Below are 23,865 nucleotides of genomic sequence, written 5' to 3' on the forward strand. Positions count from 1 at the left end.
AATGGCGGAACGCTCTCCCCCGGCCGCAGGCATGCTCAGTGGTCGGATTCCCAGCGGGCTTCGAGCCGCCGGACGCCGTCGGGGCCCGTCACGGACCGCCAGGCCGCACGCATCCCGCTCCCCCGGCCGGCGGCGCCGGACGCTCCGGAGGCCGTCGCCCCGCCCACGGCCCGGAGCACGCTGCTGTCGAGCGGGCTGTCGGCCAGTCGGCGGACGACCGCCGCCAGAGCCGCGGCCGCCCCGATCCGGGAGCCGCCGAGGGAGCCGCCACGGGATCCGGCAGGGGATCCGGCAGGGAGCGGCAGGCGCTGGAAGGCACTGGGAACGGCCACGTGGACCTCACCTCCGGTAGAGCATCACGCGATGCGGCTGGACGACGGGCCCGGACCGGCTCCGGGGAACACCGGGGCGGTCACCCCGGTCCGGATCCCACCGGGCCCCGTCGGCCCGAGAACCCGAGGCTATGGCGGCGCGGGCGGCTGCCGGCCGGCCCTGACACTTCCTTGACTCCGCCGGGGCGCCCGCTGACGGAGCGCTGACACCCGAGCCGGTGGCGCCGCCGGACGCGGACGGTCGGATCCGCGCCGCCCGGTCGCTCCCCCTCCCGGGCCACGCCGTCGCACCGCGGTGCCCCGTCGTGCCGCGTCGCCCCGCGGCCGCGCGCCGGCGACCCGCCGAGCGACCCGCCGAGCGGTCCGGCGGCACCCCCGCGCCGGGGTCCGGCCACACCCGCGCCCGCCGCTCGGTCCGCGGCAGGCGGGCAAGGCTCAGGTCGATGATTCGCCCGTGGAACACCCGATGCGGCACAGTGGCCCCATGAGCGCGGACACGAGGAGTCACCGGGTGGCCGGGCCGGGCGGGCCGGGCCGGCGACGGCCGGTGCAGCAGCGCAGCCAGGAGCGCTACCAGCGACTCCTGGACGCCTGCGCGGGGCTGCTCGACGAGGCCGGCGCCACCGCGCTCACCACCAAGGAGGTCGCGCACCGCGCCCAGGTGCCGATCGGCACGCTGTACCAGTTCTTCGCCGGCAAGGAGGACCTGCTGGCCGCGCTCGCCGGCCGCAACCTCGACCAGTACCTGGAACGCCTCGACCGCCGGCTGCTCGACGAGGCACCGACCGGCGCCGCCGGGTTCACCGACCTCGCGGTGGACGAGTTCGTCGCGATGAAGCGGGCGGTGCCCGGCTTCGGCCAGGTGGACTTCGGGCTGGCCGGCGCGGCCGTGCCCACCGGGGTCCGGGACGACCTGCACCTGCTCGACACCGATCTCGACAACAACACCGCCGTCGCGCTGCGTCTGCAGGCACTCGGCGGCGAACTGTTCGCGACGACCGACCCCGCGGCGCTCACGCTCGCCCTGCGGGTGGCCCTGGAGGCCGCGGACGCCGTGCTCAAGCTCGCCTTCCGCAGCGCTCCGGACGGCGACCCGGCGCTGATCGCCGAGTGCAAGCGACTGGTCCGCTGCTACCTCGCCGAACAGCTCGGCCCCCGCTGACCGCGTCCGCCGACCGGCTCCGACGGGCCCCGACGGGCTGCGGCCGAGCCGTTGCGGGCCCGCCCGCACCGCAGCACAGTGGAAGCAGGACGGCCGCCGGCGCGGCCATCGCTACCCGAGGAGCAGACCATGCACGCAGCGGTAGGTGACCAGCTCCACATCCACAGCAGGTCGGTGGGCATGGTCGACCAGAAGGGCGAGATCATCGAGGTACGCGGCACGGAGGGCGAGCCGCCGTACATGGTCCGCTTCGAGGACGGCCACACGGGCCTGATCTACCCCGGCCCCGACTGCAACATCGAACGCCGCGAGGCGCTCCACTGACCCATCCGGCCACCACCCCGGGCCCGACCGGCACGGGGTGGTGAGTCACGTGTCCGAGCCCGCACTGCCCGGCCCGCTCGCCGGGCTGGCGCCGCTGCTCGACCAGTACGGCTACCCGGCCGTGGCGCTGTTCGTCCTGCTGGACAACTGCGGCATCCCCGCCCCCGGCCAGACCATCCTGGTGCTGGCCGCCGTCTACGCCGGCACCGGGCACCTCAGCTTCGCCGGCGTGGTCGCGATCGCCTTCGCGGCGGCGGTCCTCGGCAACAGCCTCGGCTACCTGATCGGCAGCACCGGCGGCCGCGCCTTCGTCCACCGGTGGGGCCGCTACGTGCTGCTCACCCCGGCCCGGATGCGGCGCGCCGACCTGTTCTTCGCCCGGCACGGCGGCAAGGTCGTCACCGTCGCGCGCTTCGTGGACGGGCTGCGCCAGACCAACGGCATCATCGCCGGCACCACCGAGATGCCCTGGCGGCGGTTCCAGCCGTTCAACGTGCTCGGCGCGGCGCTCTGGGTGGGGGTCTGGTCCGCCTTCGGCTACCTGGCCGGGGCCCACATCGGCGCGGTGTACCGGACGGCGGTCCGCTACCAGCTGTGGCTGCTGATCGCCCTCGGCGTGCTCTGCGCGGCGCTCGCCGCCCGACACCTGTTGCGCCACCGGCGGCGGCGCCGCGAGCACCCCGACCGGACCGACCGCCACCCCTGAAAGCCACCGGGCTGCCGGGCCACCGGGCCACCGGGCCACCGGGCCACCGGGCCACCGGGCCACCGGGCCACCGGGCCACCGGGCCACCGGGCCACCGGGCCACCGGGCCACCGGCGAGCGTCCCTCAGCGCAGCGGGAACACCTCGAACGGGACGGCGAACCGCGTGCCGAGCCGGCTGCCGGCGCCCCGGCCGAAGCCCTCCAGGAATTCCCGGGGCTCGGCCATCGCGCCCCCCAGCCCGGCCAGGTACGCCTTGTGCTCGGCCAGCGACGCGACGCCCTTGTCGAAGTGCTCGGTGGTGTCGACCGCGTGCCGGGCCTCGGGCGAGGCGACCGCCCAGACCGCCCGCACCCCGTCCCAGGGCTCGTACCCCTCCGCCGACAGTTCGCGGAACACCCAGCGGTTGGCGGCGTCCCGGACCGCGTCGAGGGTGGCCCGGCCGACCGCGATGTGGTCGGCCTGGTTGAGGAACACCCCGCCGTACGTCTCATGGAAGTTGCTGGTGATGACGATGTCCGGACGGTGGCGGCGGACCTCCCGGGCGATGTCACGGCGCAGCGGCAGCCCGTACTCCAGCACGCCGTCCGGGTGGCCGAGGAACTCGACGGTGTCGACCCCGACCACGGCGGCGGAGGCGATCTGCTCGGCCTCGCGCAGCGGGCCGCAGGCCTCCGGGCTCATCGTGTCGATGCCGGCCTCGCCGCTGGTGACCATCACATAGACCACCTTCTTGCCCTGGGCCGTCCACCGGGCGACGGCGGCGGCGCCGCCGTACTCCATGTCATCGGGGTGGGCGACGACCGCCAGCGCGGTCTGCCAGTCCTCGTCGACGGGCTCGAACGGCTCGGGTGCCTGCTGGTCGCTCATGGTGGTGCCGCCTCTCGGTGTCGCGCTCCGTGCGGTCGTACGGTCATACCGTTGGCGACTCTAGAAGATCACCAGGCCGACCGCCCATCAGACAGCGCGCGGCCAGGGCCGCTTGCCCCTGACCCGCGGGTCAGGGGTTACCGTCCCGGCACCCGCGGCGGAACAGCCCGTCGCCCCGGCTCCACCGGAGTACCGCGATGCCCTTCCCCACGACCGCCCGCGAGGTCCGACTGACCGCCGCCCCCGGCGGGCTGCCCGCCCCGGAGCACTTCGCCCTCGTCGAGACTCCGCTGCCCGCCCCCGGACCGGGGCAGATCCTGGTACGCAACCGCGCCTTCCTGGTCTTCCCCGGCCTGCGCACGCTGATCGGCGGCGAGGTGGCCGGCCTGCCGCTGCCGCCGATCCGGCCGGGCCAGGCCCTGTTCGGCCCGGCGCTCGGCGAGGTCCTGGCCGCCCCGGCGGACAGCCCGTTGCGGCCCGGCGAGCTGGTCACGCACCTGCACGGCTGGCGCGACCACGCAGTCGCCGACGCCGACGACTTCACCCCGGTGGACGGCTCCCTGCCGGATCCGGTCGCCCTTCTCTCCCCCGGCTCGGCCGGGTACGGCGGGCTGACCCGGTCGGCCGAGGTCCGCGCGGGCGACATCGTGCTGGTCACCGGCGCGGCGGGCGCGGTCGGCACGGTGGCCGGGCAGGTCGCCCGGCTGCTGGGAGCCGCCCGGGTGATCGGCACCGCCGGTTCGCCGGCCAAGGCAGCCCGGCTGAAGGCAGAACTCGGCTTCGACGCGGTGCTGGTCCGCGGCGCCGGGCCGATCCGCGAGCAGCTGGCCGAGGCCGCGCCGGACGGCATCGACGTGCTGCTGGACACCGTCGGCGGCGAGCAGCTCACCGCCGCCGTCGACGCGGCCCGGCCGGGCGCGCGGTTCGCCCTGGTCGGGGCGCTGGCCGGGCAGCTGGCACCGGACCGGCTCGGCGGCAGCTCCCCGGCGGTGGTCGACACCTTCCGGCTGCTCAACCAGGGCGTCACCGTGCGTGGGTTCCGCGGCCTGGACCACCCCGATCTGGAGGCGGAATGGCGGCGGCGGTTCAGCGACTGGCTGCGCGCCGGGCAGATCACCTTCCCGTGGACGGCCGTAGCGGGCCTCGATCAGGCCCCCCAGGCATTGCCCCAGCTGATTGGAGGCCGTACCTTCGGGGCCACGATCGTCGAGGTCTGAGGGACGTCCGCACGGCGCGGAGTGCCGTCGAAGCGGCGCCGCCCGCCCTGCCGGGCCGACCGGGGGGACGCGGGAGCGGGACGTCGACGGCACGAACCGGGGAGGGCGGTGGCTGGATGCGGATCGGCGACGCGGCGGCAGCTGCGGGTACCACGCCCCGGGCGCTGCGCTTCTACGAGCAGCGCGGGCTGCTGCCGCCACCGGTGCGGACGGCGGCCGGCCAACGCGAGTACGGGCGGGTGGAGGTGGCCCGGGTGCGGGCGATCCGCGAACTGCTGGCACTCGGCCTCACCGTCGAGGACCTGCGCAGCCGCGCCCACCGGCTCCACCTGCTGACCGGCGACGAGCCACGCAGCTGCGGCTCGGCCGACGACGCGGGGCCCGAGACCTTCGCCCCGGTGGTCGACCGGCGGCTGGCCGCCCTGGACGCCGAGATCGCCCACCTCACCGCGCTGCGCGACAACCTGTCCCGGCAGGCCCGCCGGCCGTCTCCCGGGGACGCCGCTGACCATCCGGGCGGCTGAGCGGCTGAGCGGCCGACCATCTGAGCGACTGAGCGACGCACTCGGCTGAGATACCGCCGCGTTCGGCCACCGGAACCGGTCGGTGACCGGTGGCGGCGAGGCTCTCCCGGGCCCGCGCCGGCCGGAGGAGCGGGTGGGGCGCCGGGCCCTCGTACCCGGTCACCCCCGCCCCCGCCCCCGGCCGGCGCAGGCCCGCTCGGAGCTCGCCCCGCACACCCGGCCGCAGCCGCTCCGGCCGGGCCGCGTACCCCGCGCCGAGCGGCTCCCACTCCAGCCCGCCCTCTCCGGGCATCTTGCAGAGTTTTCTCTGCAGAGAAGCCTATGCAGAGAACTCTCTGCACCCTACGATGGCGCCATGACCGAACACCCGGACCCGGCGGAGCAGCCGAACCCGTCCGCCCGCCCCCTCCGCCGGCTCGACGCCCGCAGCCTGCGCGGGCTCGCCCATCCGCTGCGGATGCGGATCTTCGAGCTGCTGAACCTGGACGGCCCCGCCACCGCGACGCTGCTCGCCGAACGGCTCGGCGAGAACACCGGCACTGTCAGCTGGCACCTGCGCCACCTCGCCGAGCACGGCTTCATCGAGGAGGAGACGGGGCGCGGCACCAAGCGCGAGCGCTGGTGGCGACGGATTCCCGTCCGCAACGAGCTGAACACCGCCGAGTTCCGGAACGACCCGGACAGCCGGGGCGCGGTCTCCCTCTACACTCACGAGCTGGTACAGCAGTACTTCAACCGGGTCACCTCCTACATCAGCGAGGACTGGGAGGGCGACTGGCGCAACGCCGGCACCATCGCGGACTGGACCAACCTGCGCCTGACGCCACATCAACTCATGCAATTGAACGCCGAGTTGGCCGAGGTCATCAGTCGCCACACGCCCGCCGCGGACGCCGAGCCGGCCCCGGGCGCGCTGCCGGTCGTGGTGCAGCTCCAGGCCTTCCCGCGCAAGACACGCGGCACCGGATGAACCGCGGCGCCCGCGGCGGGCTGCTCCGCCGCAACCGTGACTTCCGCCTGCTGTTCACCGGCGAGGTCGCCGGCAGGTTCGGCGGTGCCCTGACCAACCTCTCCTTACCGCTGATCGCCGTCGGCGCCCTGCACGCCACCGCCTTCGAGGCCGCCCTGGTGGTCGCCGCGAAGTGGGTGCCCTGGCTGCTCATCGGTCTGCCGGCCGGTGCCTGGGTCGACCGGATGCGCCGGCGAACGATCATGCTCGTCTCGACCGCCGTGTCCCTCGTGCTCTACCTCACCGTCCCCGCCGCGGCCGCGCTCGGACACCTCACCATCGGCCACCTCCTCGCGGTCGCCGCGGCCGCCGGTGCCGCCGAGGTCTTCTTCCAGACCGCGTACACGGCCTACCTCCCCACCGTCGTCGCCGAACCGGACCGCGCCGAGGGGAACGCCGCCCTGCACGGCAGCGCCTCCGCCGCCCAGATCGTCGGCCTCGGCTCCGGCGGCGCCGCCGCCCAGGCCTTCGGCCCGGTCAACAGCCTGCTCGCGAACACCGCCACGTTCCTGCTCTCCCTCCTCTCCACCGCGGCCATCCGCACCCCCGAGCCCGCACCCGACCGGGACCGCCGCGGCGACGGGACTCGCGGTGACCTGAGCGACGACCTGAGCAACGGCCTGAGCGACGGCCTGAGCGACGGCCTGAGCGACGGCCTGAGCGGTGACCGGAAGCCCCGCCCGAGCCTGCGGCGCGAGGTCTCCGAGGGCCTGCGCCTGATCACCCACGACGTCTGGCTGCGGACCTTCGCCCTCCACGGGGCCCTGGCCAACATGGCCCTGATGGCCTACCAGTCGATCCAGGTCGTCTTCCTGGTCGAACAGGCCGGGCTCTCGGACGGCGCGATCGGCGCGGTCGTCGGCGCCGCCGGTGCCGGCGGCGTTCTCGGCGCGGTCGTCGCCCGCCGGGTGGGAGCCGCGATCGGCACCGCCCGCGCCATGATGATCTTCCTGTTCTGGGTGCCGATGCTGGCCCTGCTCATCCCCCTGACCACACCGGGCGCCGGGGTCGCCTGCTACGTCCTCGGCGGCTTCGCCGTCTCGGCGGGCATCGTCGCCGGGAACGTCCTCCGGGCCACCTTCCAGCAGCGGCACGTGCCGGCCCGGGTGCTGGGCCGGATCAGCGCCTGCGGTTCCTTCCTCAACTACGGCACCATCCCCCTCGGCGCCCTCGCCAGCGGCGCGACCGCCTCGGCCGTCGGCGTACTGCCCGCGATGTGGCTCGCCGCCGCCGCGGTGCCGCTCAGCGCCGCCGTGCTCTGGCTGTCCCCCCTGCCCCGCCTGCGCGACCTCCCCGACAGCTCCGCGCTCGCGGTCGCCCCGACCGCCCTCACCGCCGACCTCAACAGCCGCTGACCAGGAGGCCGGCCCCGCATCGCGGGCAGGTGGGACGAGATGTCGGGGCAGACCGTCACGTAGCGGGGACGGGGACGGCTCCGGGCGGGCGACGGACGCGGGCGGCAGAAGGCCCGGACCTGCCGGAGCGCGCCCGGGCCCGAACCGGTGGTCAGTCGCTCAGGTGTTCGGGCCGTCGGGCCGTCAGGCGCGGGAGCCGCCCGGCCAGTGGGAGAGTAGCGTGAACTCGGCACCCACCAGGGTCACGGCGGTGCCGGGCGGCACGAAGGAGTCGAAGTCGATCCGCGGATCGCCGATGTCAACGGTGACCAGCAGCAGGTACTGGTTCAGCCGGGACTCGACGTTCGAGCCGAGCAGCTCCACCTTCGCGACGTTGCCCGAGTGGCTGACGGGCCGCTCCGGCAACGCCGCGAAGTGAGGCGAGACGGCGTCCAGAAAGGCCTGCCGGGCCTTGTTCTCCTGCTCGATCTGCTCGTCGGTGGGGTCGGCGCCGCCCCCGGCGGCCTCGATGCCGGTCGGGGGCGCGTCGATGCGGAACACGGTGATCATCAGCGGGGACTCCAGCTCTTGGGGGACCGGCCGCCGCGCGGGGCCCGAGCCGGCGGCGCTTCGGTGCGCGGACGGACAACTGCGGCCCGGACGCCGTCGGGCACACTGCCCGGGCCTGTCCGGCATGCTGGCCCACCCGTTCCGGTCCGGCCGGGCGGCGCACCCGGCGGCCCGCCGAGCCCACCCCAAGGGAACCACCGGCCGGCCGGCCCCGGCGAACCGGTACGCCCGACACGACCCGGCACCCGCCGACGCGCCCGGCCGCGCCGGGCCCGCGCCGCCCCGGAGCCGTACGTTTCTCCCATGGCACGGAGCTCACGAGCCGGCCGGCTCGCACCCCCCAGCTGGCTCACCGCGGGCCTGCGCCCGCACCCCGCGCCGATCCCCTGGGCAGCCGCCGCCCGCGCCTCGGTCGCCCTCTCCGCCCCGCTCGCCGTCGGCTTCGCCACCGGGCGGCCCGAGTACGGCGCCCTCGTCTCCATGGGCGCGCTCTCCGGCGTCATCGGCGACACCGCCGACGCCTACCGGATGCGGGTCTACAACATCGCCGTCCCGCAGCTCCTCGGCGCCGTCGGCGTCACACTCGGCACCCTGGTCTACGGGGAGGGCTGGCTCGCGGTCGTCGTGCTCACCCTGATCGCCCTGGTCTCCGGCATGATCTCCTCGATCGGCGCGGTCGCCTCGGTGTCGGGCCTGCTGCTCCTGCTCAACGCCGTCGTCGGCGCCGGCCTGCCGATGCCCGCCCCCTGGTGGAAGCCACCGCTGCTGCTGCTCCTCGGTGGCCTGGTGGTGCTCCTCCTCACCCTGTTCGCCTGGCCGCTGCGCGGTGGCGTCCCGGAGCGGACGGCGGTCGCCGGGACGTACCGGACGGTCGGCGACTTCCTCCGGGCGGCCGGCACCCCCGCGCACGACGAGCAGCGGCTCGCCGTCACCCAGTCGCTCAACCGGTCGTACGACCTGCTGCTCGCCCACCGCACCCGCCGGCACGGCCGCTCCCCCGGCCTCACCCGGCTGCTCGCCCAGCTCAACGCCGTGATCCCGATCGTGGAGGCCGCCTCGGCGGCCAAGCTGCGCCCGGCCTCCCTCGGCCCGCTGCCGGACGTGTACCGGGCGGCGGCCCGGGAGCTGGCCGACACCGTCGAACGGGGGCGCCCCGGCGTGCCGCACGCGCTCGACCTGCCCGCGCCGACCGGCCCGTCGGAGCGGGCCATCGACCAGGCGCTGCGCTACGCGGCCGACGTCGCCGGGGAGCCCGCGCCCGACCCGTTCGGCGGGATCGACCGGCTCGGCCGCCCGGCCGTCCTCCACGTCCGGGCCCGGCGCACGGCCCGGGCCGCCCTGCTCTCCGGGGCGTCCTGGCGGTACGGTCTGCGGCTGGCGCTCTGCATCGGCCTCGCCCAGACACTGGTCTCGGTGATCGCGGTACCCCGCTCGTACTGGGTCGCCCTCACCGTCACCTTCGTCATGAAACCCGACTTCGGCTCCGTCTTCTCACGCGCCGTGCTGCGGGCGTTCGGTACGGCGGTCGGCCTGCTGATCGCGATCCCGGTCCTCGCCGAGGTGCCGCGCGGATGGTGGGACGTGCCGACGATCGCGGTGCTCGCGATGCTGATCCCGGCCTTCACCGCGAAGGGCTACGCCTTCCAGACCGCCGCCATCACCCCGGTCATCCTGCTGCTGTCCGATCTGCTCAACCACCAGGGCTTCCGGCTGGTGGCACCCCGGCTCTACGACTCGCTGATCGGCTGCGCGGTCTCGCTGGTCGCCGGCTACCTGCTCTGGCTGGAGTCCTGGCACACCCGGATCGGCGACCGGCTCGCGGACGCGACGGCGGACACGGCCGCCTACGTCGCGCTGGCCTTCGACCCGGAGCCCGGCCGGGACCAGTCGGCCCGGCTCCGCCACCGGCGCAGGCTCTACCGCGACCTGTCCGCCGTACGGTCGGAGTTCCAGCGCGCGCTCACCGAGCCGCCGCCCACCGGGGCCCGGGCCGCCGCGTGGTGGCCGCTGGTCATCGCCGTCGAACGGATCGTGGAGGCCACCACCGCGACCCGGGTCCGGATCGACCACGGGGTGCCCCCACCGCCCGCCGCCGAGGTCGCCGCCATCAAGCGTGAGCTCGACGAGCTCGCCGAGGCCCTGCGCGCCGGGGCGACGGACCCGGCGCCGGCTCCCGGCCCGCCCTCCGCCGCACCTCTCCCGCCCGGGACACCTGATACGGGGCCCGCGGGCCCCGTGGACGCCGCCGTCGGCGACGGGGAGGACGGGGTGCTGGCTCCGCTGCGCCACGAAGTGCGGGCGGCACGGGCCATCGCCACCCCGGGCCCGCGCTGAGCTCCCGGCCCGGCCGTGCGCTGGGAGTGCGGGTCGGCGCTCGGCCCCGGATCGGCGCTCACTCCACGGTCGGCGCTCGGTGTGCGGTCGGCGCTCCGCCTCCGGTCGGCGCTCGGCGCTCGCGTAGCAGCGCTCCCTCCCCGGTCGGCACTCTGTACCGGATCAACGCCAGATCCCAGATCAATGCTCGGTCCCGGATCAACGCCAGATCACGGATCAACGCCAGGCCCTGGGTCCCCCTCAGTCCTGGATCCGCTGCCAGGGCCGGTCCGCCTCCAGGGCGAACGCAAGCTCCAGCAGCAGCCGCTCCCGGCCGTGCGCGGCCGACAGGTGCACCCCGATCGGCAGGCCGTTCCCGGCCGACTCGGCGGGCAGCGAGATCCCCGGACCGCCCGTCACATTGTTCACCGGGGTGAAGGCCACGTAGCGGCCCAGTCGGTCCAGCAGCTCGTCGAAGGCCACGTTCGGGCTCAGGTGTCCGATCGGCGGCGCCACGTGCGCCAGTACCGGCGAGAGGATCACGTCGTGCTCGCGGAACAGCCCGCCGTACGCCGCCTCCGTCTGCCTCAGCCGGCGCAGCACACCGGGCGTGCGGTGGAACTCCCGGTGGAAGCGCCGCCGCAGACCCGTGGTCAGGCCGTCCAGATTCCGCGCCTGGAAGCCCGGGTCCAGCAGCAGGCGGCCGGTGGTGGCGATCATGAAGGCGATACACCCCCAGTAGAGCGTGAAGTCCCGGGAGAAGTCCTCGCCGAACGGCAGCGTCGCCGGGGTGACCTTGTGCCCCATCGCCTCCAGCCGCGCCGCCGTCCGCTCGACCGCCTGCCGGGTCGGCCCATCGGTGACGGCGAGCGGGGAGTCCGTCACCAGTCCGATCCGCAGCGGCCGGTCGCCCGGCCCCTCCACCAGGCCCAGCGGCGGCAGCGCCGGGTTGCGGTGGTGGAGTTCGGCGGCGGCGAAGAAGGCGGCCGTGTCCCGCACGGAGCGCGTCACCACGCCGTCGGTGACGAGGTCGATCGGCAGTCGGCGGCCCTGGTCGTTGGCCACCAGCCGGCCGCGTGTCGGCTTCAGGCCGACCAGACCGCAGCAGGCCGCCGGTATGCGGATCGAGCCGCCGCCGTCGTTGGCGTGGGCGATCGGCACGACGCCGGCCGCCACCAGCGCGGCCGCTCCGCCGGAGGACGCCCCCGGCGAGTGCGAGGTCCGCCACGGATTGCGCACCGGCCGCGCCTCGGCGAACTCGGTCGAGGCGTTGAGGCCGAACTCCGGCATCCTGGTCTTGCCCAGCACCGCCAGACCGGTACTCAGGAACTGCTCGGCGAAGCCGGCATCGCGCCGCGCCGGCTTGGCGCGGAACGCCGAACTGCCCTGCCCGGTGGGCATCCCCCTCAGGTCCACGTTGTCCTTGAGGTAGCTCGGGACCCCGAACAGCGGGGCCCCGTCGCCGGCCGGGGCGCTTCGCGGCTGCCCGTAGGAGGCGAACGCGACGGGCGCCAGCGCCGCGTCGATCCGCTCGGCACGCGCCGCCGCGGCGGCGGCCAGCTCACCGGGCGCGACCTCGCCCGACCGTATGAGCGCCGCCAGTGCGACCGCGTCGTGCTCCCCCAACGCATCGTCCCCGAACGCGTGGACCCGCTCCTCGGCCATCCGAACTCCCCATCCCTACCGGTCGGTAATACCACGAGAGTTCCGCAGTCTAGGCGCGCTCCGCCCGCCCGGACACCCCACCGGACGACCCCACCGGACGGCGGGCGGGCCGCCCGGGACCGGCCGGCCCGCCCCGGGGGCTCCCGCCCCAACAGCGCCCCCAGTACCCTGAGGTGCCCCGGACCACCGCCGCGGTGTCACCCGAGGCGCCCCGCACACCCGAAGCGAGCCCTCCCCCGAAAGCGGTCGTGATGAGCCGACTCCCGATCGCCGTGCTCGGCGAGTGCGTCGCCGACGCGTTCACCGACTCCTCCGCCGAGCGGCGCCCCGGTGAGCTCGCGCTGCGCGTGCTGCCCGGCGGCGGCCCCGCCAACACCGCCGTCGCGCTGGCCCGGCTGGGCACCCCGACCCGCTTCCTCGGCCGGATCTCCGCCGACCCCTTCGGCGAACTGTTCCGGCGGCACCTGGACTCGTCCGGCGTCGATCTCGCCGGCTGCGTGCGGGCGGCCGAGTCCAGCACCCTGGCCATCGCCACCCTCGACGAACAGGGCCAGGCCCGCTACTCGTTCCACGCCGAGGGCACCGCCGACTGGGCCTGGACGCGGGCCGAGCTCACCGCCCTCCCACTGGCCGGCGCGGCCTGCCTGCACACCGGTTCGCTCGCCCTGGTGCGCGAACCCGGCGGCCCCCGGATCGAGGAGCTGCTGACCCGGGCGCCGGGTCGCCCGACCGTCTCGATCGACCCCAACGTACGTCCGCTGCTGGTCGATCCGGCGCGCTACCGGTCCCGGCTCCCGCGCTGGTGCGCGGCCGCCGACATCCTGCGGCTGAGCGCGGACGACCTCGACCTGCTGCTGCCCGGGGTCTCCCCCGAACACGCCTGCGACACCTGGCACCTGGCCGGCGTCCGACTGGTCGTGATCACCCTGGGCAGCCGCGGCGCGCTCGCCTCCCTGGACGGCGAGCGGGTGACCGTCGCCGCCCCGGAGACGGTGGTCGTCGACACCGTCGGCGCCGGCGACGCCTTCACCGGCGGCCTGCTGCACCACCTCGGCGGGATCGGCCGCCTCGGTGGCCGGCTCGACGGGCTCACCCCGGACGAGGTGCACGACGCCTGCCGCTTCGCCGCCCGGGTGGCCGCCCTGACCTGCTCGGTCGCCGGCCCCAACCCGCCCTGGCCGGCCGACCTCCGGGCCGCGCCCCGCCCGACCGCGCCGTAAGCCACCCCCCGCAGCCGAGCCACCCCCGAGGCCCTTCGCACGCAGGCCACCCCGAGCAGGCCCCGAGCGGACCGCCCCGCGCAGGCCACCCCCGCGCAGGCCACCCCGAGTAGGCTCCGAAGATCGACAGTCCACCGACCGTCTGCCCACCAACCCTCGTCCGGCAGAACGCGATCCACCGCGTCACCACCGAAGGCAGGCCCTCATGCTCGATTACGACGACACCGGATTCCGCCGCGCCGGCGCACCGCACCGGATCATCTCCGGCGCCCTGCACTACTTCCGCGTCCACCCCGACCTCTGGGACGACCGGCTGCGCCGACTGCGCGCGATGGGTGCCAACACCGTCGACACCTACATCCCCTGGAACTTCCACGAACTGCCCTCCGGTGAGGTCGACTTCACCGGCTGGCGGGATCTCGCCCGGTTCGCCGCGCTGGCCCGGGCGAACGACCTGGACGTGATCCTGCGCCCCGGCCCGTACATCTGCGCGGAGTGGGAGTTCGGCGGCTTCCCCGCCCGGCTGCTCGCCGTCGACGGCCTGCGGCTGCGCTGCGCCGACCCGGCCTTCCTGGCCGAGGTGGACGGCTGGTTCGACGCCGTCGTGCCCGAGATCCTGCCGCTGCTGGCGAGCCGCGGCGGCCCGGTGGTCGCCGTCCAGATCGAGAACGAGTACGGCAGTTACGGCAATGACGCCGCCTACCTGGCCCACCTGCGCGACGGGCTGCTCGGCCGGGGCGTGGACTGCCTGCTCTTCACCGCGGACGGCGCCGAGGACTTCATGCAGCAGGGCGGCGGCGTCCCCGGTCACCTGGCCACCGCCACCTTCGGGTCGCGGCCCGCCGAGCGGTTCGCCGTCCTGCGCCGCCAGCAGCCCAAGGGCCCGCTGACGGCGATGGAGTTCTGGATCGGCTGGTTCGACCAGCTCGGCGGGCCGCACCACGTGCGTGACGCCGAGGAATCCGCCCGGGCCCTCGACGACCTCCTCGCGACCGGCGCCTCGGTCAACCTCTACATGGCGCACGGCGGCACCAACTTCGGCTTCTGGGCGGGCGCCAACCACGCCGGCACCCACCCGTACGAGGCCGGCTTCGAACCCACCACCACCAGCTACGACTACGACGCGCCGATCGGCGAGGCGGGCGAACTGACCGAGAAGTTCCACGCGTTCCGCTCGGTCATCGCCAAGTACGCCCCGCTGCCCGACGTGACACTGCCGGAGCCCGCCCCGCGCGTCGCCCCGCAGCGGCTCGGGAGCGCGACCGGCCGCGCCCGCCTGCTGGCTTCCCTCGACACGCTGTCCGCACCGATCCGCAGCGCGGTGCCGGAGCCGATGGAGAAGGTCGGCCAGTCCCTCGGCCTGATCCACTACCGCACCCGGGTCCCGGGCCCCCGCCCCGCCCTGCCGCTGCGGATCGACGGCATCGGCGACCGCGCCCAGGTGTTCGCCGACGGAGTGCCGATCGGCGTGCTGGACCGCAACGCGCCCGGCGAGACGCTGTCGCTGGAGACCGGGCCGGCCGGGGTGACGCTGGACATCCTGGTGGAGGCGCTGGGCCGGGTGAACTACGGCCCGCAGCTGGACGACCGCAAGGGCATCGGCCGCGGCGTCTCGCACGAACGACAGCGCCTCTTCGACTGGGAGATCCGCCCGCTCCCGCTCACCGACCCGGGCCCGCTCGCCTTCGACCAGGACCCCGCACCGGCAGCCGACGGCGACCCGGTGTTCCACCGCTTCGAGGCGACGCTCGACACCCCCGCCGACGCCTTCGTCGCCCTCCCGGGCTGGGGCCGGGGCCTGCTCTGGCTGAACGGCTTCCTGCTCGGCCGCTACACCCGGCAGGGCCCGCAGCGCACCCTGTACGCGCCGGCCCCGCTCTGGCGGCCGGGCCACAACGAGCTGGTGGTACTCGAACTGGAGACCCACGCCGACGCGATCGAGCTGCGCGACACCCCTGACCTGGGCAGCACGGCAGCCGCTCCCAGCGTCGACTACTGAGCCGCCCGGTCACCAACCGCACCGCCGGACCGGGCCCGCCACCGAGCCGGTCGTTCCCGGAACCTTCCGGGGGCGGCCGGCTCTCGCCGGGATGGTGCTACTGTCACTGTCATCATGTTGCTCAAGCTGGACCTCACGGACAGCCGCCCCCTGCACGAACAGGTCGCGGGTGCGATCCGGCGCGCGATCGCCGAGGGCGAGTGCGCGCCGGGCGACCGGCTGCCGCCCGCCCGGGAGCTCTCCCGCGCGCTGGGCGTCAACGCCAACACCGTCCTGCGGGGCCTGCGCGCCCTCCGGGACGAAGGAGTACTGGAGTTCCGCCGGGGCCGGGGCGTGACCGTGGCCGGCGGCGCCGACCAACGGGCCGAACTACTGCAACAGGCGGCCGCGTTGGTCGCCGAAGCGGCTCGCCTGGGGTACAGCAGAGCCGATCTCGTCGAACTGATCAGGAGGCTGCCGTGAGCGGCAGGGGGAACGGGAACCGAGGAGCACGGTGGAGCGCGGCGGCCTGGTCGGCCGGCGTCCTGGCGGCGCTGGTCGCGCTGCCGCTGATCGCGGGCGGCCGGCTGCCGGAGCGGGTGGCCACCCACTGGGGCGGGGGCGGGCAGCCGAACGGCTCGATGCCCTTCTGGGCGGTCCCGCTCTTCCCGGCCGCGCTCTGGGTGGTGCTGCTGCTGGTCCTCGCCGTGACCTTCCGGCGGGCGGCCGGGCCGGTGCGGCCCTGGGCCGGCGCCACCCTGCTCTTCACCGGTGTTCTGCTCACCGGCGCGCAGGCGTCCATCGTGCAGGCCAATCTGGACCGGACCGACTGGACCGAGGCCGCCACCATCGGCCCCTCGGTCGCCCTCACCCTGGGCGCGGCGGTACTCGCGGGCCTGCTGGGGCTGCTGGCCGGCCGGCGCGGCGTCGTGTCCGCCCCGGCCCCGGCCGGCGGCCCGGTGCTCGACGTGCCCGTGGGTGAGCGGTTCGTCTGGCTCTCCTGGACGACCAACCCGTGGCTCCAACTGACCGCCGCCGTCCTCGGCCTGGCCGCGGCCGGCGCGGCGATCGCCGCCGCCGGTGGTCTGATCGGCGCGCCCTGGGCGGTGGTCGCCCCGCTCGTCCTCGTCGCCGGGGTGGTGTTCGGTTGCTCCTCCGTCCAGGCCCGGGTGACACCGAAGGGCCTGGAGGTCGCCTTCGGCCCGGCGGGCTGGCCGGTCCGGCGCTGGCCGATCCAGGCCATCGAATCGGCCCGCGTCGAGCAGCGGACTCCCGCCCAGGTCGGCGGCTGGGGCTACCGGCTGAGCGGACTGGGCACCACCGTGATGCTCCGCCGCGGCGAGTGCCTGGTCATCCACCCGCGCACGGGCGTGGAGTTCGCGGTCAGCGTCGACGATGCCGAGCGCGGCGCCGCACTGCTCAACACGCTGGCCGCGCAGCGCACCGGCGACTGAACGTCCGCGCACGGACCGTCCTCGCACGGGTCACACCACACCGGTCACACCGGACGGGCCACCGCACCGGGTGGATCACGGGGCACCCCGCCGGGGCGGGGTGCCCCGGCCTGTCACTGGTCCGAGTAGCTGAGGTCCCCCAGGGTCCAGCTGCTGACGTCCTCGATGGCGATGCGGTACATCCCGCCGGTGTGCGGGAGCCCGAAGCTGCCCTGCAGGATCTTGGCGAGGTGCAGGTGCAGGTGGGTCACCGGGCCGTCGGGGGGTGTCACTCCGTCGGCGAAGAGCGGCGCGAACGGTTTGAGGTGGTCCGACGCCTCCAGGACTTCGGCGACCCGTTCGCGCCAGACGGTCTCGGCGGCGAGCCGCCCGGTGATGACCGCGCCTGGGACGACCACGGTGATCGGCATCTGATTACTGCCCGTCGACTCCACCATCGTGGTGATACTGATGAGCAACGGATCCGGGTTCGGCATACCGCCAGGCTAACGGACCGGGCCCGGCAGAGGCAGGGGGCCGGGGCCCGCCGCCTTCGACCCGGCCGGCCCCGGGTCCGCGTGACCGGCCGGCACCGCCGGTCGTCGGGACGGCCGCCGGTCCTTGCCCGGACATGACGAAAGGCCTGCACCACGCGTAAAGCGCAGTGCAGGCCCGTGCTGTTCGGCCGGGGCCGCTCAGCGGTTCGTACTACAGGGGGCGAATGTTCTCCGCCTGCGGGCCCTTCTGGCCCTGCGTGACGTCGAACTCGACCTTCTGGCCCTCGAGCAGCTCACGGAAGCCCTGGGCGTTGATGTTCGAGTAGTGGGCGAAGACGTCCGGGCCGCCACCCTCCTGCTCGATGAAGCCGAAGCCCTTCTCCGCGTTGAACCACTTCACAGTGCCATTAGCCATAAAAATTCTCCTTGAAAGGGCAATTCCGGAGCTTCGCACCTCGCGAAGTCCCGCGTCGCCGCGATGAGGCCCACCCGAGGAAAATTCGGGAAAACAAAAATGCGCCAGCGGTTACAACCGGCAGGCGCACACAGAGTTCATGGGAACCAAAACTGCAACTGACATCGACTGTAGCAGGTGCCGGCGCGAAGCGCCGTGCTTTTCCGCGCGGGTCCGGGGCACACCGGTCCGGGGTCGCGACCCGCGCGGTAAAGCCCGCCGCGCCACCCGACGGGTCGGGCGGGTCGCGGGGCGCCGGCGGGCCCGCCCACCGGGGTGGGCGGGCACCCGCGCACCGGTCCCCGGGCTCAGCCCAGCGGCTTGTCGAGCACCGCCTTGGTGTGGCTGAACGTCGCCAGCGAGTACTCGCCGTGGTAGTTGCCCATACCGCTCTCCCCGACGCCGCCGAACGGCAGTTCGGGCACGGCCAGGTGGGACACCGGCAGGCCGAAGACCAGGGCGCCGGAGGACGTCTCCGCGGCGAGCCGGCGCTTGGTCGTCTCCGACTCCGTGAAGGCGTAGAGGGCGAGCGGCTTCTCCCGGTCGGTGATGAACGCGATCGCCGCGTCCAGATCGGCCACCTCCAGCACCGGCAGCACCGGGCCGAAGATCTCCTCGCGCATCACCGGGGCGTCCGGGTCCACCCCGGCGAGCACCGTGGGCTCGATGAAGCGGGCGGCACGGTCGTGGCCACCGCCGACCACCACCCGGCCGTCGCCGAGCAGCGCGGCGAGGCGGTCGAAATGGCGGGCGTTGACGATCCGGCCGTACTCGGGGTGGGCGGCCGGGTCCTCGCCGTAGAGCGCGCGGACGGCCTCGGCCAGGTGCTCGGCCAGGGCCGGACCGGTGCCACCGACGGCGAGGACGTAGTCGGGGGCGACACAGGTCTGCCCGGCGTTGAGGAACTTGCCGGCGGCCAGCCGCCGCGCGGTCACCCGCAGGTCGGTTCCCGGATCGACCACCACCGGGCTCTTGCCGCCGAGTTCCAGGGTCACCGGGGTCAGGTGACGGGCGGCGGCGGTCATCACGATCCGGCCGACCGCGCCGTTGCCGGTGTAGAAGATGTGGTCGAAGCGCTGCTCCAGCAGGGCGGTGGTCTCGGGCACCGCGCCCTCGACGACAGCCACGGCCCGCGGGTCGAGGTAGCGCGGGATCAGTCGGGCCAGGGCCGCGGAGGTGGCGGGGGCCAGCTCACTGGGCTTGACGAGGACGGCGTTGCCGGCCGCCAGGGCGCCCACGACCGGGGCGAGGGCCAGCTGGAGCGGGTAGTTCCAGGGCGCGATCACCAGCACCACGCCGAGCGGCTCCCGGACCACCCGGGCGGTGGCCGGCCGGAACGCCTCGGGGACGGCGGCCGGCCGCGGGCTCAGCCACTCGTCCAGATGCCGGACGGTGTGGTCGAGTTCGTTGAGGGTGAAGGCGATCTCCGTGCGGTACGCCTCGGCGGGGCCCTTGCCGAGGTCGGTGTGCAGCGCGGCGAGGAGTTCCTCGCTCCGCTCGGTGAGCAGCGCGCGCAGGGCGTCGAGCTGCTCCCGGCGCCAGGCGACCGGGCGGGTCCGGCCGCTCGCGAAGGCGGCGCGCAGCCCGGCGACGACGGCGCCGGGATCGGAATCGGTGAAGGCCTTCATGACAGTACTCCCGACAGGAAATTTTGATCAACTTGATAGTTGACAACATCAAGCTTCTGTCGACAGTAGGCCGCGATGGTTGGCAAAGTCAATCATCTCTGAGCCCGAGGGAGCCCGAGGGAGCCGGAAGAACGCCGGAAGGGCCCCGACCCCGGAACGGGCCGGACCGGCCGCGACCACGCGAACGGCCGCCCGGCGCACAGGCGCCGGGCGGCCGATTCCGCCGGAGCGAGCGACCGGGCGGGCGGCCCCGGGAGACCCCCCGGAGGCCGCGCGGCCGGGTGCCCGCTACTCGACCGTCACACTCTTCGCCAGGTTGCGCGGCTTGTCGACATCGCGCTTCAGCGCCACGGCGGCGTGGTAGGCCAGCAGCTGGAGCGGGATGTTGAGGAGCAGCGGGTCCAACTCGGGCTCGCTCTTGGGCACCAGGACGCAGTGGTCGGCGAGCTTGGCGTCGGGCCGGCGGTGGGCGACGGCCAGCACCCGGCCGGAACGGGCCTTGATCTCGCCGAGGGTGGTGAGGTTCTTGTCCAGCAGCTCGTCGTCCGGCACCAGCGCGACGGTCGGCAGTTCGGGGCTGATCAGTGCGAGCGGGCCGTGCTTCAGCTCGCTGGCGGGGTAGGCCTCGGCGTGGACGTAGGAGATCTCCTTGAGCTTCTGCGCACCCTCGCGGGCCACCGGGTAGCCGCGGACCCGGCCGATGAACATCATGCCCTCGGACTCGGCGTACACGGCGGCGAGTTCGGCGATCTCCTCGCCCTGCGCGAGGATCTCGCGGATCTGGTCGGGCAGCGCCTTCAGCCCGGCCACGATCCGCCGGCCGTCGGCGGGCGAGAGGTCGTGGATGCGGCCGAAGTGCAGGGCGAGCAGCGCGAAGGCGACCACCGTCGAGGTGAAGGCCTTGGTCGAGGCGACCGAGATCTCCGGTCCGGCGTGCAGGTAGATGCCGCCGTCGCACTCGCGCGCGATGGCGCTGCCGACGGTGTTGACGACGCCGAGCACCCGCCCGCCCTTGCGCTTGATCTCCTGGACGGCCGCGAGCGTGTCGTAGGTCTCCCCGGACTGGCTGACCGCCACGTAGAGGGTGTCCGCCTCGATCACCGGATTGCGGTAGCGGAACTCCGAGGCGGGCTCGCTGTGGGCGGGGATGCGGGACAGCTCCTCGATCAGCTGGGCACCCATCTCGCCGGCGTAGTAGGCGGAGCCGCATCCGAGGATCTTGACCCGGCGGATCTCGCGCAGCTCACGGGCGTCCAGGTTGAGCCCGCCGAGATGGGCGGTGGCGAACCGCTCGTCCAGCCGGCCGCTGAGGGTCCGCTCGACCGAGCCGGGCTGCTCGTGGATCTCCTTGAGCAGGAAGTGCTCGTAGCCGCCGGTGTCGTAGGAGTCGATCTCCCAGTCCACGGTGGACGGCTGGCGGTGGGTGGTGCGGGCGTCCTCGGTGAAGGTGCGGAAGCCGTCGGCGCGGACGGTGGCCAGCTCGCCGTCCTCCAGGTGGACGACCTGGCGGGTGTAGCGGACGAGGGCCGAGACGTCGGAGGCGGCGAACATCTCCTTCTCGCCGATGCCGAGCACGATCGGGCTGCCGTTGCGGGCGACCACGATCCGGTCGGGCTGCTCGGCGTCGAGCACGGCGATGCCGTAGGTGCCGACCACCTTGCCGAGCGCGGCACGCACCGCGTCCTCCAGCTCCGTGCCCTCCGCCGTGTGCGCCGCGATCAGGTGGGCGAGCACCTCGGTGTCGGTCTCGGAGCGGAAGACGGCGCCGTCGGCGGCCAGCTTGGCCCGCAGCTCGTCGGCGTTCTCGATGATGCCGTTGTGGACGACGGCGATGCGCTCGGCGTTGTCCAGGTGCGGGTGGGCGTTGGCATCGCTGGGCACACCGTGGGTGGCCCAACGGGTGTGGCCGATGCCGGTGCCGCCCTTGAACCGGGCGGGCACGACCGCCGCGAGGTCGGCGACCCGGCCCTTGACCTTGCGGACCTTGAGGCCCCCGGTGCGGCCGGTGACGGCCACGCCGGCCGAGTCGTAGCCGCGGTACTCCAGCCGGGCCAGGCCCTCCAGCAGGAAGGGGGTCGCGTCCTTGGGGCCGATGTAGGCCACGATTCCGCACATCTTGGTGGACTCCTTGTAACGGGGAGGGCGGGGGGCGAGGGCGCTCAGCCGTAGACGATCCGGCGCAGCTGGCGGGCCGAGAGCCCGGGCGCCGCGACGCGCCGGGCGGGCAGCTCCTCGGTCAGCCGGGCGAAGATCTTCTCGTTGGTCAGGCCGCGTGCCTGCAGCTCGCCGTGGCGGCGGCGGACGTACTCCTCGGTGGTCTCGGAGAAGTACGCCAGCACCTCCGCCACCACCCGCGCCGCCTCGCGGGGCCCGAGCGGGCTGGTCCGGGTGAGGTGGGCGAGCAGGTCTTCGTGAGGGTGCGAGGAGCCGGGTGAGCTGGACACGAAGGGGGAGCCTAGGCCGGAGCGGGCGGTGAGATCAAAGATCCTGCCCGATTTCGGGCAGGACTTGAGACATTCGGGTCAAGCAAGGCCCTGGAATCGCGCCCCGCGGGCCGGTGGCGCCCCGCCACCCGGACCGGCACGCGTTCGCCACCCGGACCGGCGCCGGTGCGCCACCCCACCGACACACCCTTGTAGCGATCCCCGTACGCCACGTAGCGTGATACTCCGCATACGCATCGGAGATACGTAGCGGAAGACCGGAGGCTTGCTGATGTGCGGGATCACCGGATGGGTCGACTTCGAGCGCGACCTCACCTCCCAACGTCCAGTGCTCGACGCGATGACGCGGACCCAGCTCTGCCGCGGCCCGGACGCCGGCGGGGTCCACCTGGAGCGGCACGCCGCACTCGGCCACCGCCGCCTCGCCGTGATCGACATCGAGGGCGGCGCCCAGCCCATGACCGCCGAGCACGACGGCCGCGTCCTGGCCGCCCTCACCTACAGCGGCGAGGTCTACAACCACCGCGAGCTGCGCGCCGAGCTGGAGGCGGCCGGCCACCGGTTCCGTACCCGCAGCGACACCGAGGTGGTGCTGCACGCCTACCTGGAGTGGGGCGAGGGCCTGGCCGAGCGGCTGAACGGCATGTTCGCCTTCGCCCTCTGGGACTCCCGCAACCAGGAGCTGCTGCTGGTCCGCGACCGGATGGGCGTCAAGCCGCTGCACTACTACCGGACACCGAACGGCGTGATCTTCGGCTCCGAGGCCAAGGCCGTCCTGGCCCACCCGGACGTCCGCCCGGTGGTCGACCTGGACGGGCTGCGCGAGATGTTCGCCGTGACCAAGTCCCCCGGCCGCTCCGTCTACCGGGGCGTCGCCGAGGTGCGGCCCGGCCACGTGGTCCGGGTACGCCGCCAGGGCGTCTCGGTGCGGCGGTACTGGGCGCTGGAGGCCCGCGAGCACACCCACACCCTGGACACCACCATCTCCACCGTCCGCGCCCTGCTGGAGGACATCGTCCACCGCCAGCTGGAGGCGGACGTCCCGCTCTGCTCACTGCTCTCCGGCGGGCTCGACTCCAGCGCCGTCACCGCCATCGCCGCCCGGGCGCTGCGTCGGGCCGGCGCCGGCCCGGTGCGCTCCTTCGCGGTGGACTTCACCGGCCAGAGCGAACACTTCCGGGCCGACGAGGTCCGCTCCACACCGGACGGCCCGTACGCCCGGATGCTGGCCCGGCACGTCGGCGCCGACCACAACGTCATCGAGCTGGACAGCGCCGCGCTCACCGATCCGGCGCAGCGCGCCGCCGTCCTGCGGGCCCGGGACACCCCCGGCGGCTTCGGCGACATGGACATCTCGCTGCTGCTGCTCTTCCGGGGCGTGCGCGAGAAGTCCACGGTGGCGCTGTCCGGCGAGTCCGCCGACGAGCTGTTCGGCGGCTACCGCTGGTACCACGACCCGAAGCTGATCGCCGCCGAGGACTTCCCGTGGGTGGACGCGGTCACCCAGCTCGGCGGCACGGGCGCCGGCCCGCGCGAACAGCTGCTGGACCGGGGCCTGATCGCCAAGCTCGATGTGCACGAGTACCGGCGGGCCCGCTACCGCGAGGCGCTGGCCGAAGTCCCGCACCTGCCCGACGCCGACCCGGTCGAGCGGCGGATGCGCGAGATCTCCTACCTCAACCTCACCCGCTTCGTCTGCATCCTGCTGGACCGCAAGGACCGGATGAGCATGGCCAACGGCCTGGAGGTCCGGGTGCCGTTCTGCGACCACCGGCTGGTGCAGTACGTCTTCAACACCCCCTGGGCGATGAAGAGCTTCGACGGCCGGGAGAAGAGCCTGCTGCGGGCCGCCGTCCGCGACCTGCTGCCGGCCGAGATCGCCGACCGGGTGAAGAGCCCGTACCCCGTCGTCCAGGACCCGAGCTACCCGGCGCTGCTGCGGGCCGAGCTCGCCGAGCTGGCCGCCGACGGCGACGCCCCCGTCCTGGGCCTGCTGGACCGCCGGGCGCTCACCGACGCACTCGCCCCGGACACCGATCCGCAGAGTGTGCGACTCGGCGCCGACCTGGCCCTGGACCTCAACACCTGGCTCACGGAGTACCAGGTGACCCTGGAACTGTGAACGTCCGTCATCTCCGGACGGCGGCGGCCGGGTGCCGCCGTCCGGGTGGTGACCCTCGGCCATCC

22 protein-coding genes are annotated in these 23,865 nt (G+C 74.3%); 13 read left to right on the forward strand and 9 right to left on the reverse strand.

Annotated elements, in window-relative coordinates; genetic code table 11:
• Positions 1–35: 35 nt before the first annotated feature.
• Positions 36–332, reverse strand: a complete 297-nt coding sequence (locus tag ACIQTO_RS12105; RefSeq protein ID WP_402386493.1) for a hypothetical protein — start codon at positions 330–332, stop codon at positions 36–38.
• 484 nt (positions 333–816) lie between these two features.
• On the opposite strand from ACIQTO_RS12105, the gene ACIQTO_RS12110 reads away from it, so the two are divergent.
• From ACIQTO_RS12110 to ACIQTO_RS12120, 3 genes are all read left to right on the forward strand, one after another.
• On the forward strand, positions 817–1,494 hold the full coding sequence (locus ACIQTO_RS12110; protein ID WP_402386496.1) for a TetR/AcrR family transcriptional regulator: 678 nt from the start codon (positions 817–819) through the stop codon (positions 1,492–1,494).
• Positions 1,495–1,623: 129 nt separating this feature from the next.
• Positions 1,624–1,818 (forward strand): DUF1918 domain-containing protein, encoded by a 195-nt coding sequence (locus tag ACIQTO_RS12115; protein WP_402386499.1) that lies wholly within the window; start codon positions 1,624–1,626, stop codon positions 1,816–1,818.
• A gap of 49 nt (positions 1,819–1,867) precedes the next feature.
• Entirely contained in the window at positions 1,868–2,524 is a 657-nt protein-coding gene (locus ACIQTO_RS12120; protein ID WP_402386502.1) for a DedA family protein, read from the forward strand.
• Positions 2,525–2,648: 124 nt separating this feature from the next.
• On the opposite strand, the gene ACIQTO_RS12125 is transcribed toward ACIQTO_RS12120, so the two are convergent.
• The gene (locus tag ACIQTO_RS12125; RefSeq protein WP_402386505.1) at positions 2,649–3,392 is read right to left on the reverse strand and encodes a PIG-L deacetylase family protein; all 744 of its coding nucleotides are present in this window, start codon (positions 3,390–3,392) and stop codon (positions 2,649–2,651) included.
• Between the two features lie 197 nt (positions 3,393–3,589).
• On the opposite strand from ACIQTO_RS12125, the gene ACIQTO_RS12130 reads away from it, so the two are divergent.
• From ACIQTO_RS12130 to ACIQTO_RS12145, 4 genes are all read left to right on the forward strand, one after another.
• The gene (locus tag ACIQTO_RS12130; protein WP_402386507.1) at positions 3,590–4,609 is read left to right on the forward strand and encodes an MDR family NADP-dependent oxidoreductase; all 1,020 of its coding nucleotides are present in this window, start codon (positions 3,590–3,592) and stop codon (positions 4,607–4,609) included.
• A gap of 116 nt (positions 4,610–4,725) precedes the next feature.
• Positions 4,726–5,133, forward strand: coding sequence for a MerR family transcriptional regulator (locus ACIQTO_RS12135; RefSeq protein WP_402386510.1), 408 nt, complete (start codon positions 4,726–4,728; stop codon positions 5,131–5,133).
• A gap of 457 nt (positions 5,134–5,590) precedes the next feature.
• Positions 5,591–6,103 (forward strand): helix-turn-helix domain-containing protein, encoded by a 513-nt coding sequence (locus ACIQTO_RS12140; RefSeq protein ID WP_402386969.1) that lies wholly within the window; start codon positions 5,591–5,593, stop codon positions 6,101–6,103.
• A complete protein-coding gene (locus ACIQTO_RS12145) occupies positions 6,100–7,497 on the forward strand; it encodes an MFS transporter (protein ID WP_402386513.1) in 1,398 nt (465 codons plus the stop codon). Before ACIQTO_RS12140 ends, ACIQTO_RS12145 begins: the two co-directional genes overlap by 4 nt.
• 183 nt (positions 7,498–7,680) lie before the next feature.
• Here ACIQTO_RS12145 and ACIQTO_RS12150 read toward each other — a convergent pair whose 3' ends face one another.
• The gene (locus ACIQTO_RS12150; protein WP_402386515.1) at positions 7,681–8,046 is read right to left on the reverse strand and encodes a hypothetical protein; all 366 of its coding nucleotides are present in this window, start codon (positions 8,044–8,046) and stop codon (positions 7,681–7,683) included.
• Between the two features lie 303 nt (positions 8,047–8,349).
• Here ACIQTO_RS12150 and ACIQTO_RS12155 point away from each other — a divergent pair, with 303 nt between their 5' ends.
• Positions 8,350–10,380: an FUSC family protein gene (locus tag ACIQTO_RS12155; RefSeq protein ID WP_402386518.1), complete on the forward strand. Its 2,031-nt coding sequence runs from the start codon at positions 8,350–8,352 to the stop codon at positions 10,378–10,380.
• A gap of 240 nt (positions 10,381–10,620) precedes the next feature.
• Here the strand turns inward: ACIQTO_RS12155 and ACIQTO_RS12160 are convergent, their stop codons facing one another.
• Positions 10,621–12,024 carry an amidase gene (locus tag ACIQTO_RS12160; RefSeq protein ID WP_402386521.1) on the reverse strand — a complete coding sequence of 468 codons (1,404 nt, stop codon included), beginning with the start codon at positions 12,022–12,024 and terminating at the stop codon, positions 10,621–10,623.
• A 251-nt stretch (positions 12,025–12,275) separates the two neighbouring features.
• Here ACIQTO_RS12160 and ACIQTO_RS12165 point away from each other — a divergent pair, with 251 nt between their 5' ends.
• From ACIQTO_RS12165 to ACIQTO_RS12180, 4 genes are all read left to right on the forward strand, one after another.
• Positions 12,276–13,244: a carbohydrate kinase gene (locus ACIQTO_RS12165; protein WP_402386524.1), complete on the forward strand. Its 969-nt coding sequence runs from the start codon at positions 12,276–12,278 to the stop codon at positions 13,242–13,244.
• A gap of 205 nt (positions 13,245–13,449) precedes the next feature.
• Complete coding sequence (locus ACIQTO_RS12170) at positions 13,450–15,243, forward strand: beta-galactosidase family protein (RefSeq protein ID WP_402386526.1); 1,794 nt, start codon at positions 13,450–13,452, stop codon at positions 15,241–15,243.
• 114 nt (positions 15,244–15,357) lie between these two features.
• Complete coding sequence (locus tag ACIQTO_RS12175; RefSeq protein ID WP_402386529.1) at positions 15,358–15,705, forward strand: GntR family transcriptional regulator; 348 nt, start codon at positions 15,358–15,360, stop codon at positions 15,703–15,705.
• Entirely contained in the window at positions 15,702–16,676 is a 975-nt protein-coding gene (locus ACIQTO_RS12180; protein WP_402386532.1) for a DUF1648 domain-containing protein, read from the forward strand. Before ACIQTO_RS12175 ends, ACIQTO_RS12180 begins: the two co-directional genes overlap by 4 nt.
• Before the next feature lie 113 nt (positions 16,677–16,789).
• On the opposite strand, the gene ACIQTO_RS12185 is transcribed toward ACIQTO_RS12180, so the two are convergent.
• The 5 genes from ACIQTO_RS12185 to ACIQTO_RS12205 form a co-directional block, all read right to left on the reverse strand.
• Positions 16,790–17,152, reverse strand: coding sequence for a hypothetical protein (locus ACIQTO_RS12185; RefSeq protein WP_402386535.1), 363 nt, complete (start codon positions 17,150–17,152; stop codon positions 16,790–16,792).
• A 211-nt stretch (positions 17,153–17,363) separates the two neighbouring features.
• On the reverse strand, positions 17,364–17,567 hold the full coding sequence (locus tag ACIQTO_RS12190; RefSeq protein WP_042388274.1) for a cold-shock protein: 204 nt from the start codon (positions 17,565–17,567) through the stop codon (positions 17,364–17,366).
• Between the two features lie 347 nt (positions 17,568–17,914).
• Positions 17,915–19,234, reverse strand: a complete 1,320-nt coding sequence (locus tag ACIQTO_RS12195; RefSeq protein ID WP_402386538.1) for an aldehyde dehydrogenase family protein — start codon at positions 19,232–19,234, stop codon at positions 17,915–17,917.
• A gap of 288 nt (positions 19,235–19,522) precedes the next feature.
• Positions 19,523–21,349, reverse strand: a complete 1,827-nt coding sequence (gene glmS, locus ACIQTO_RS12200; protein ID WP_402386541.1) for a glutamine--fructose-6-phosphate transaminase (isomerizing) — start codon at positions 21,347–21,349, stop codon at positions 19,523–19,525.
• Between the two features lie 44 nt (positions 21,350–21,393).
• Positions 21,394–21,678, reverse strand: a complete 285-nt coding sequence (locus tag ACIQTO_RS12205; protein WP_402386544.1) for a hypothetical protein — start codon at positions 21,676–21,678, stop codon at positions 21,394–21,396.
• 271 nt (positions 21,679–21,949) lie between these two features.
• Between ACIQTO_RS12205 and asnB the strand changes: the two genes are divergently transcribed.
• Positions 21,950–23,800, forward strand: coding sequence for an asparagine synthase (glutamine-hydrolyzing) (asnB, locus tag ACIQTO_RS12210; protein WP_402386546.1), 1,851 nt, complete (start codon positions 21,950–21,952; stop codon positions 23,798–23,800).
• The last annotated feature ends 65 nt before the right edge of the window (positions 23,801–23,865 follow it).

It is taken from the genome of Kitasatospora sp. NPDC091207 (genome assembly GCF_044768625.1).
In the GTDB taxonomy this organism is placed as follows: Bacteria; Actinomycetota; Actinomycetes; order Streptomycetales; family Streptomycetaceae; genus Kitasatospora.

What these genes read in the sequence shown, in the direction of transcription:
- ACIQTO_RS12110 (WP_402386496.1), top strand. Translation starts at nt 817, where the DNA reads ATGAGCGCGGACACGAGGAGTCACCGGGTGGCCGGGCCGGGCGGGCCG.
- ACIQTO_RS12115 (WP_402386499.1), top strand. Translation starts at nt 1,624, where the DNA reads ATGCACGCAGCGGTAGGTGACCAGCTCCACATCCACAGCAGGTCGGTG.
- ACIQTO_RS12125 (WP_402386505.1), bottom strand. Translation starts at nt 3,392, where the DNA reads ATGAGCGACCAGCAGGCACCCGAGCCGTTCGAGCCCGTCGACGAGGAC.
- ACIQTO_RS12130 (WP_402386507.1), top strand. Translation starts at nt 3,590, where the DNA reads ATGCCCTTCCCCACGACCGCCCGCGAGGTCCGACTGACCGCCGCCCCC.
- ACIQTO_RS12135 (WP_402386510.1), top strand. Translation starts at nt 4,726, where the DNA reads ATGCGGATCGGCGACGCGGCGGCAGCTGCGGGTACCACGCCCCGGGCG.
- ACIQTO_RS12140 (WP_402386969.1), top strand. Translation starts at nt 5,591, where the DNA reads ATGCGGATCTTCGAGCTGCTGAACCTGGACGGCCCCGCCACCGCGACG.
- ACIQTO_RS12145 (WP_402386513.1), top strand. Translation starts at nt 6,100, where the DNA reads ATGAACCGCGGCGCCCGCGGCGGGCTGCTCCGCCGCAACCGTGACTTC.
- ACIQTO_RS12150 (WP_402386515.1), bottom strand. Translation starts at nt 8,046, where the DNA reads ATGATCACCGTGTTCCGCATCGACGCGCCCCCGACCGGCATCGAGGCC.
- ACIQTO_RS12155 (WP_402386518.1), top strand. Translation starts at nt 8,350, where the DNA reads ATGGCACGGAGCTCACGAGCCGGCCGGCTCGCACCCCCCAGCTGGCTC.
- ACIQTO_RS12160 (WP_402386521.1), bottom strand. Translation starts at nt 12,024, where the DNA reads ATGGCCGAGGAGCGGGTCCACGCGTTCGGGGACGATGCGTTGGGGGAG.
- ACIQTO_RS12165 (WP_402386524.1), top strand. Translation starts at nt 12,276, where the DNA reads ATGAGCCGACTCCCGATCGCCGTGCTCGGCGAGTGCGTCGCCGACGCG.
- ACIQTO_RS12170 (WP_402386526.1), top strand. Translation starts at nt 13,450, where the DNA reads ATGCTCGATTACGACGACACCGGATTCCGCCGCGCCGGCGCACCGCAC.
- ACIQTO_RS12175 (WP_402386529.1), top strand. Translation starts at nt 15,358, where the DNA reads ATGTTGCTCAAGCTGGACCTCACGGACAGCCGCCCCCTGCACGAACAG.
- ACIQTO_RS12185 (WP_402386535.1), bottom strand. Translation starts at nt 17,152, where the DNA reads ATGCCGAACCCGGATCCGTTGCTCATCAGTATCACCACGATGGTGGAG.
- ACIQTO_RS12190 (WP_042388274.1), bottom strand. Translation starts at nt 17,567, where the DNA reads ATGGCTAATGGCACTGTGAAGTGGTTCAACGCGGAGAAGGGCTTCGGC.
- ACIQTO_RS12195 (WP_402386538.1), bottom strand. Translation starts at nt 19,234, where the DNA reads ATGAAGGCCTTCACCGATTCCGATCCCGGCGCCGTCGTCGCCGGGCTG.
- glmS (WP_402386541.1), bottom strand. Translation starts at nt 21,349, where the DNA reads ATGTGCGGAATCGTGGCCTACATCGGCCCCAAGGACGCGACCCCCTTC.
- asnB (WP_402386546.1), top strand. Translation starts at nt 21,950, where the DNA reads ATGTGCGGGATCACCGGATGGGTCGACTTCGAGCGCGACCTCACCTCC.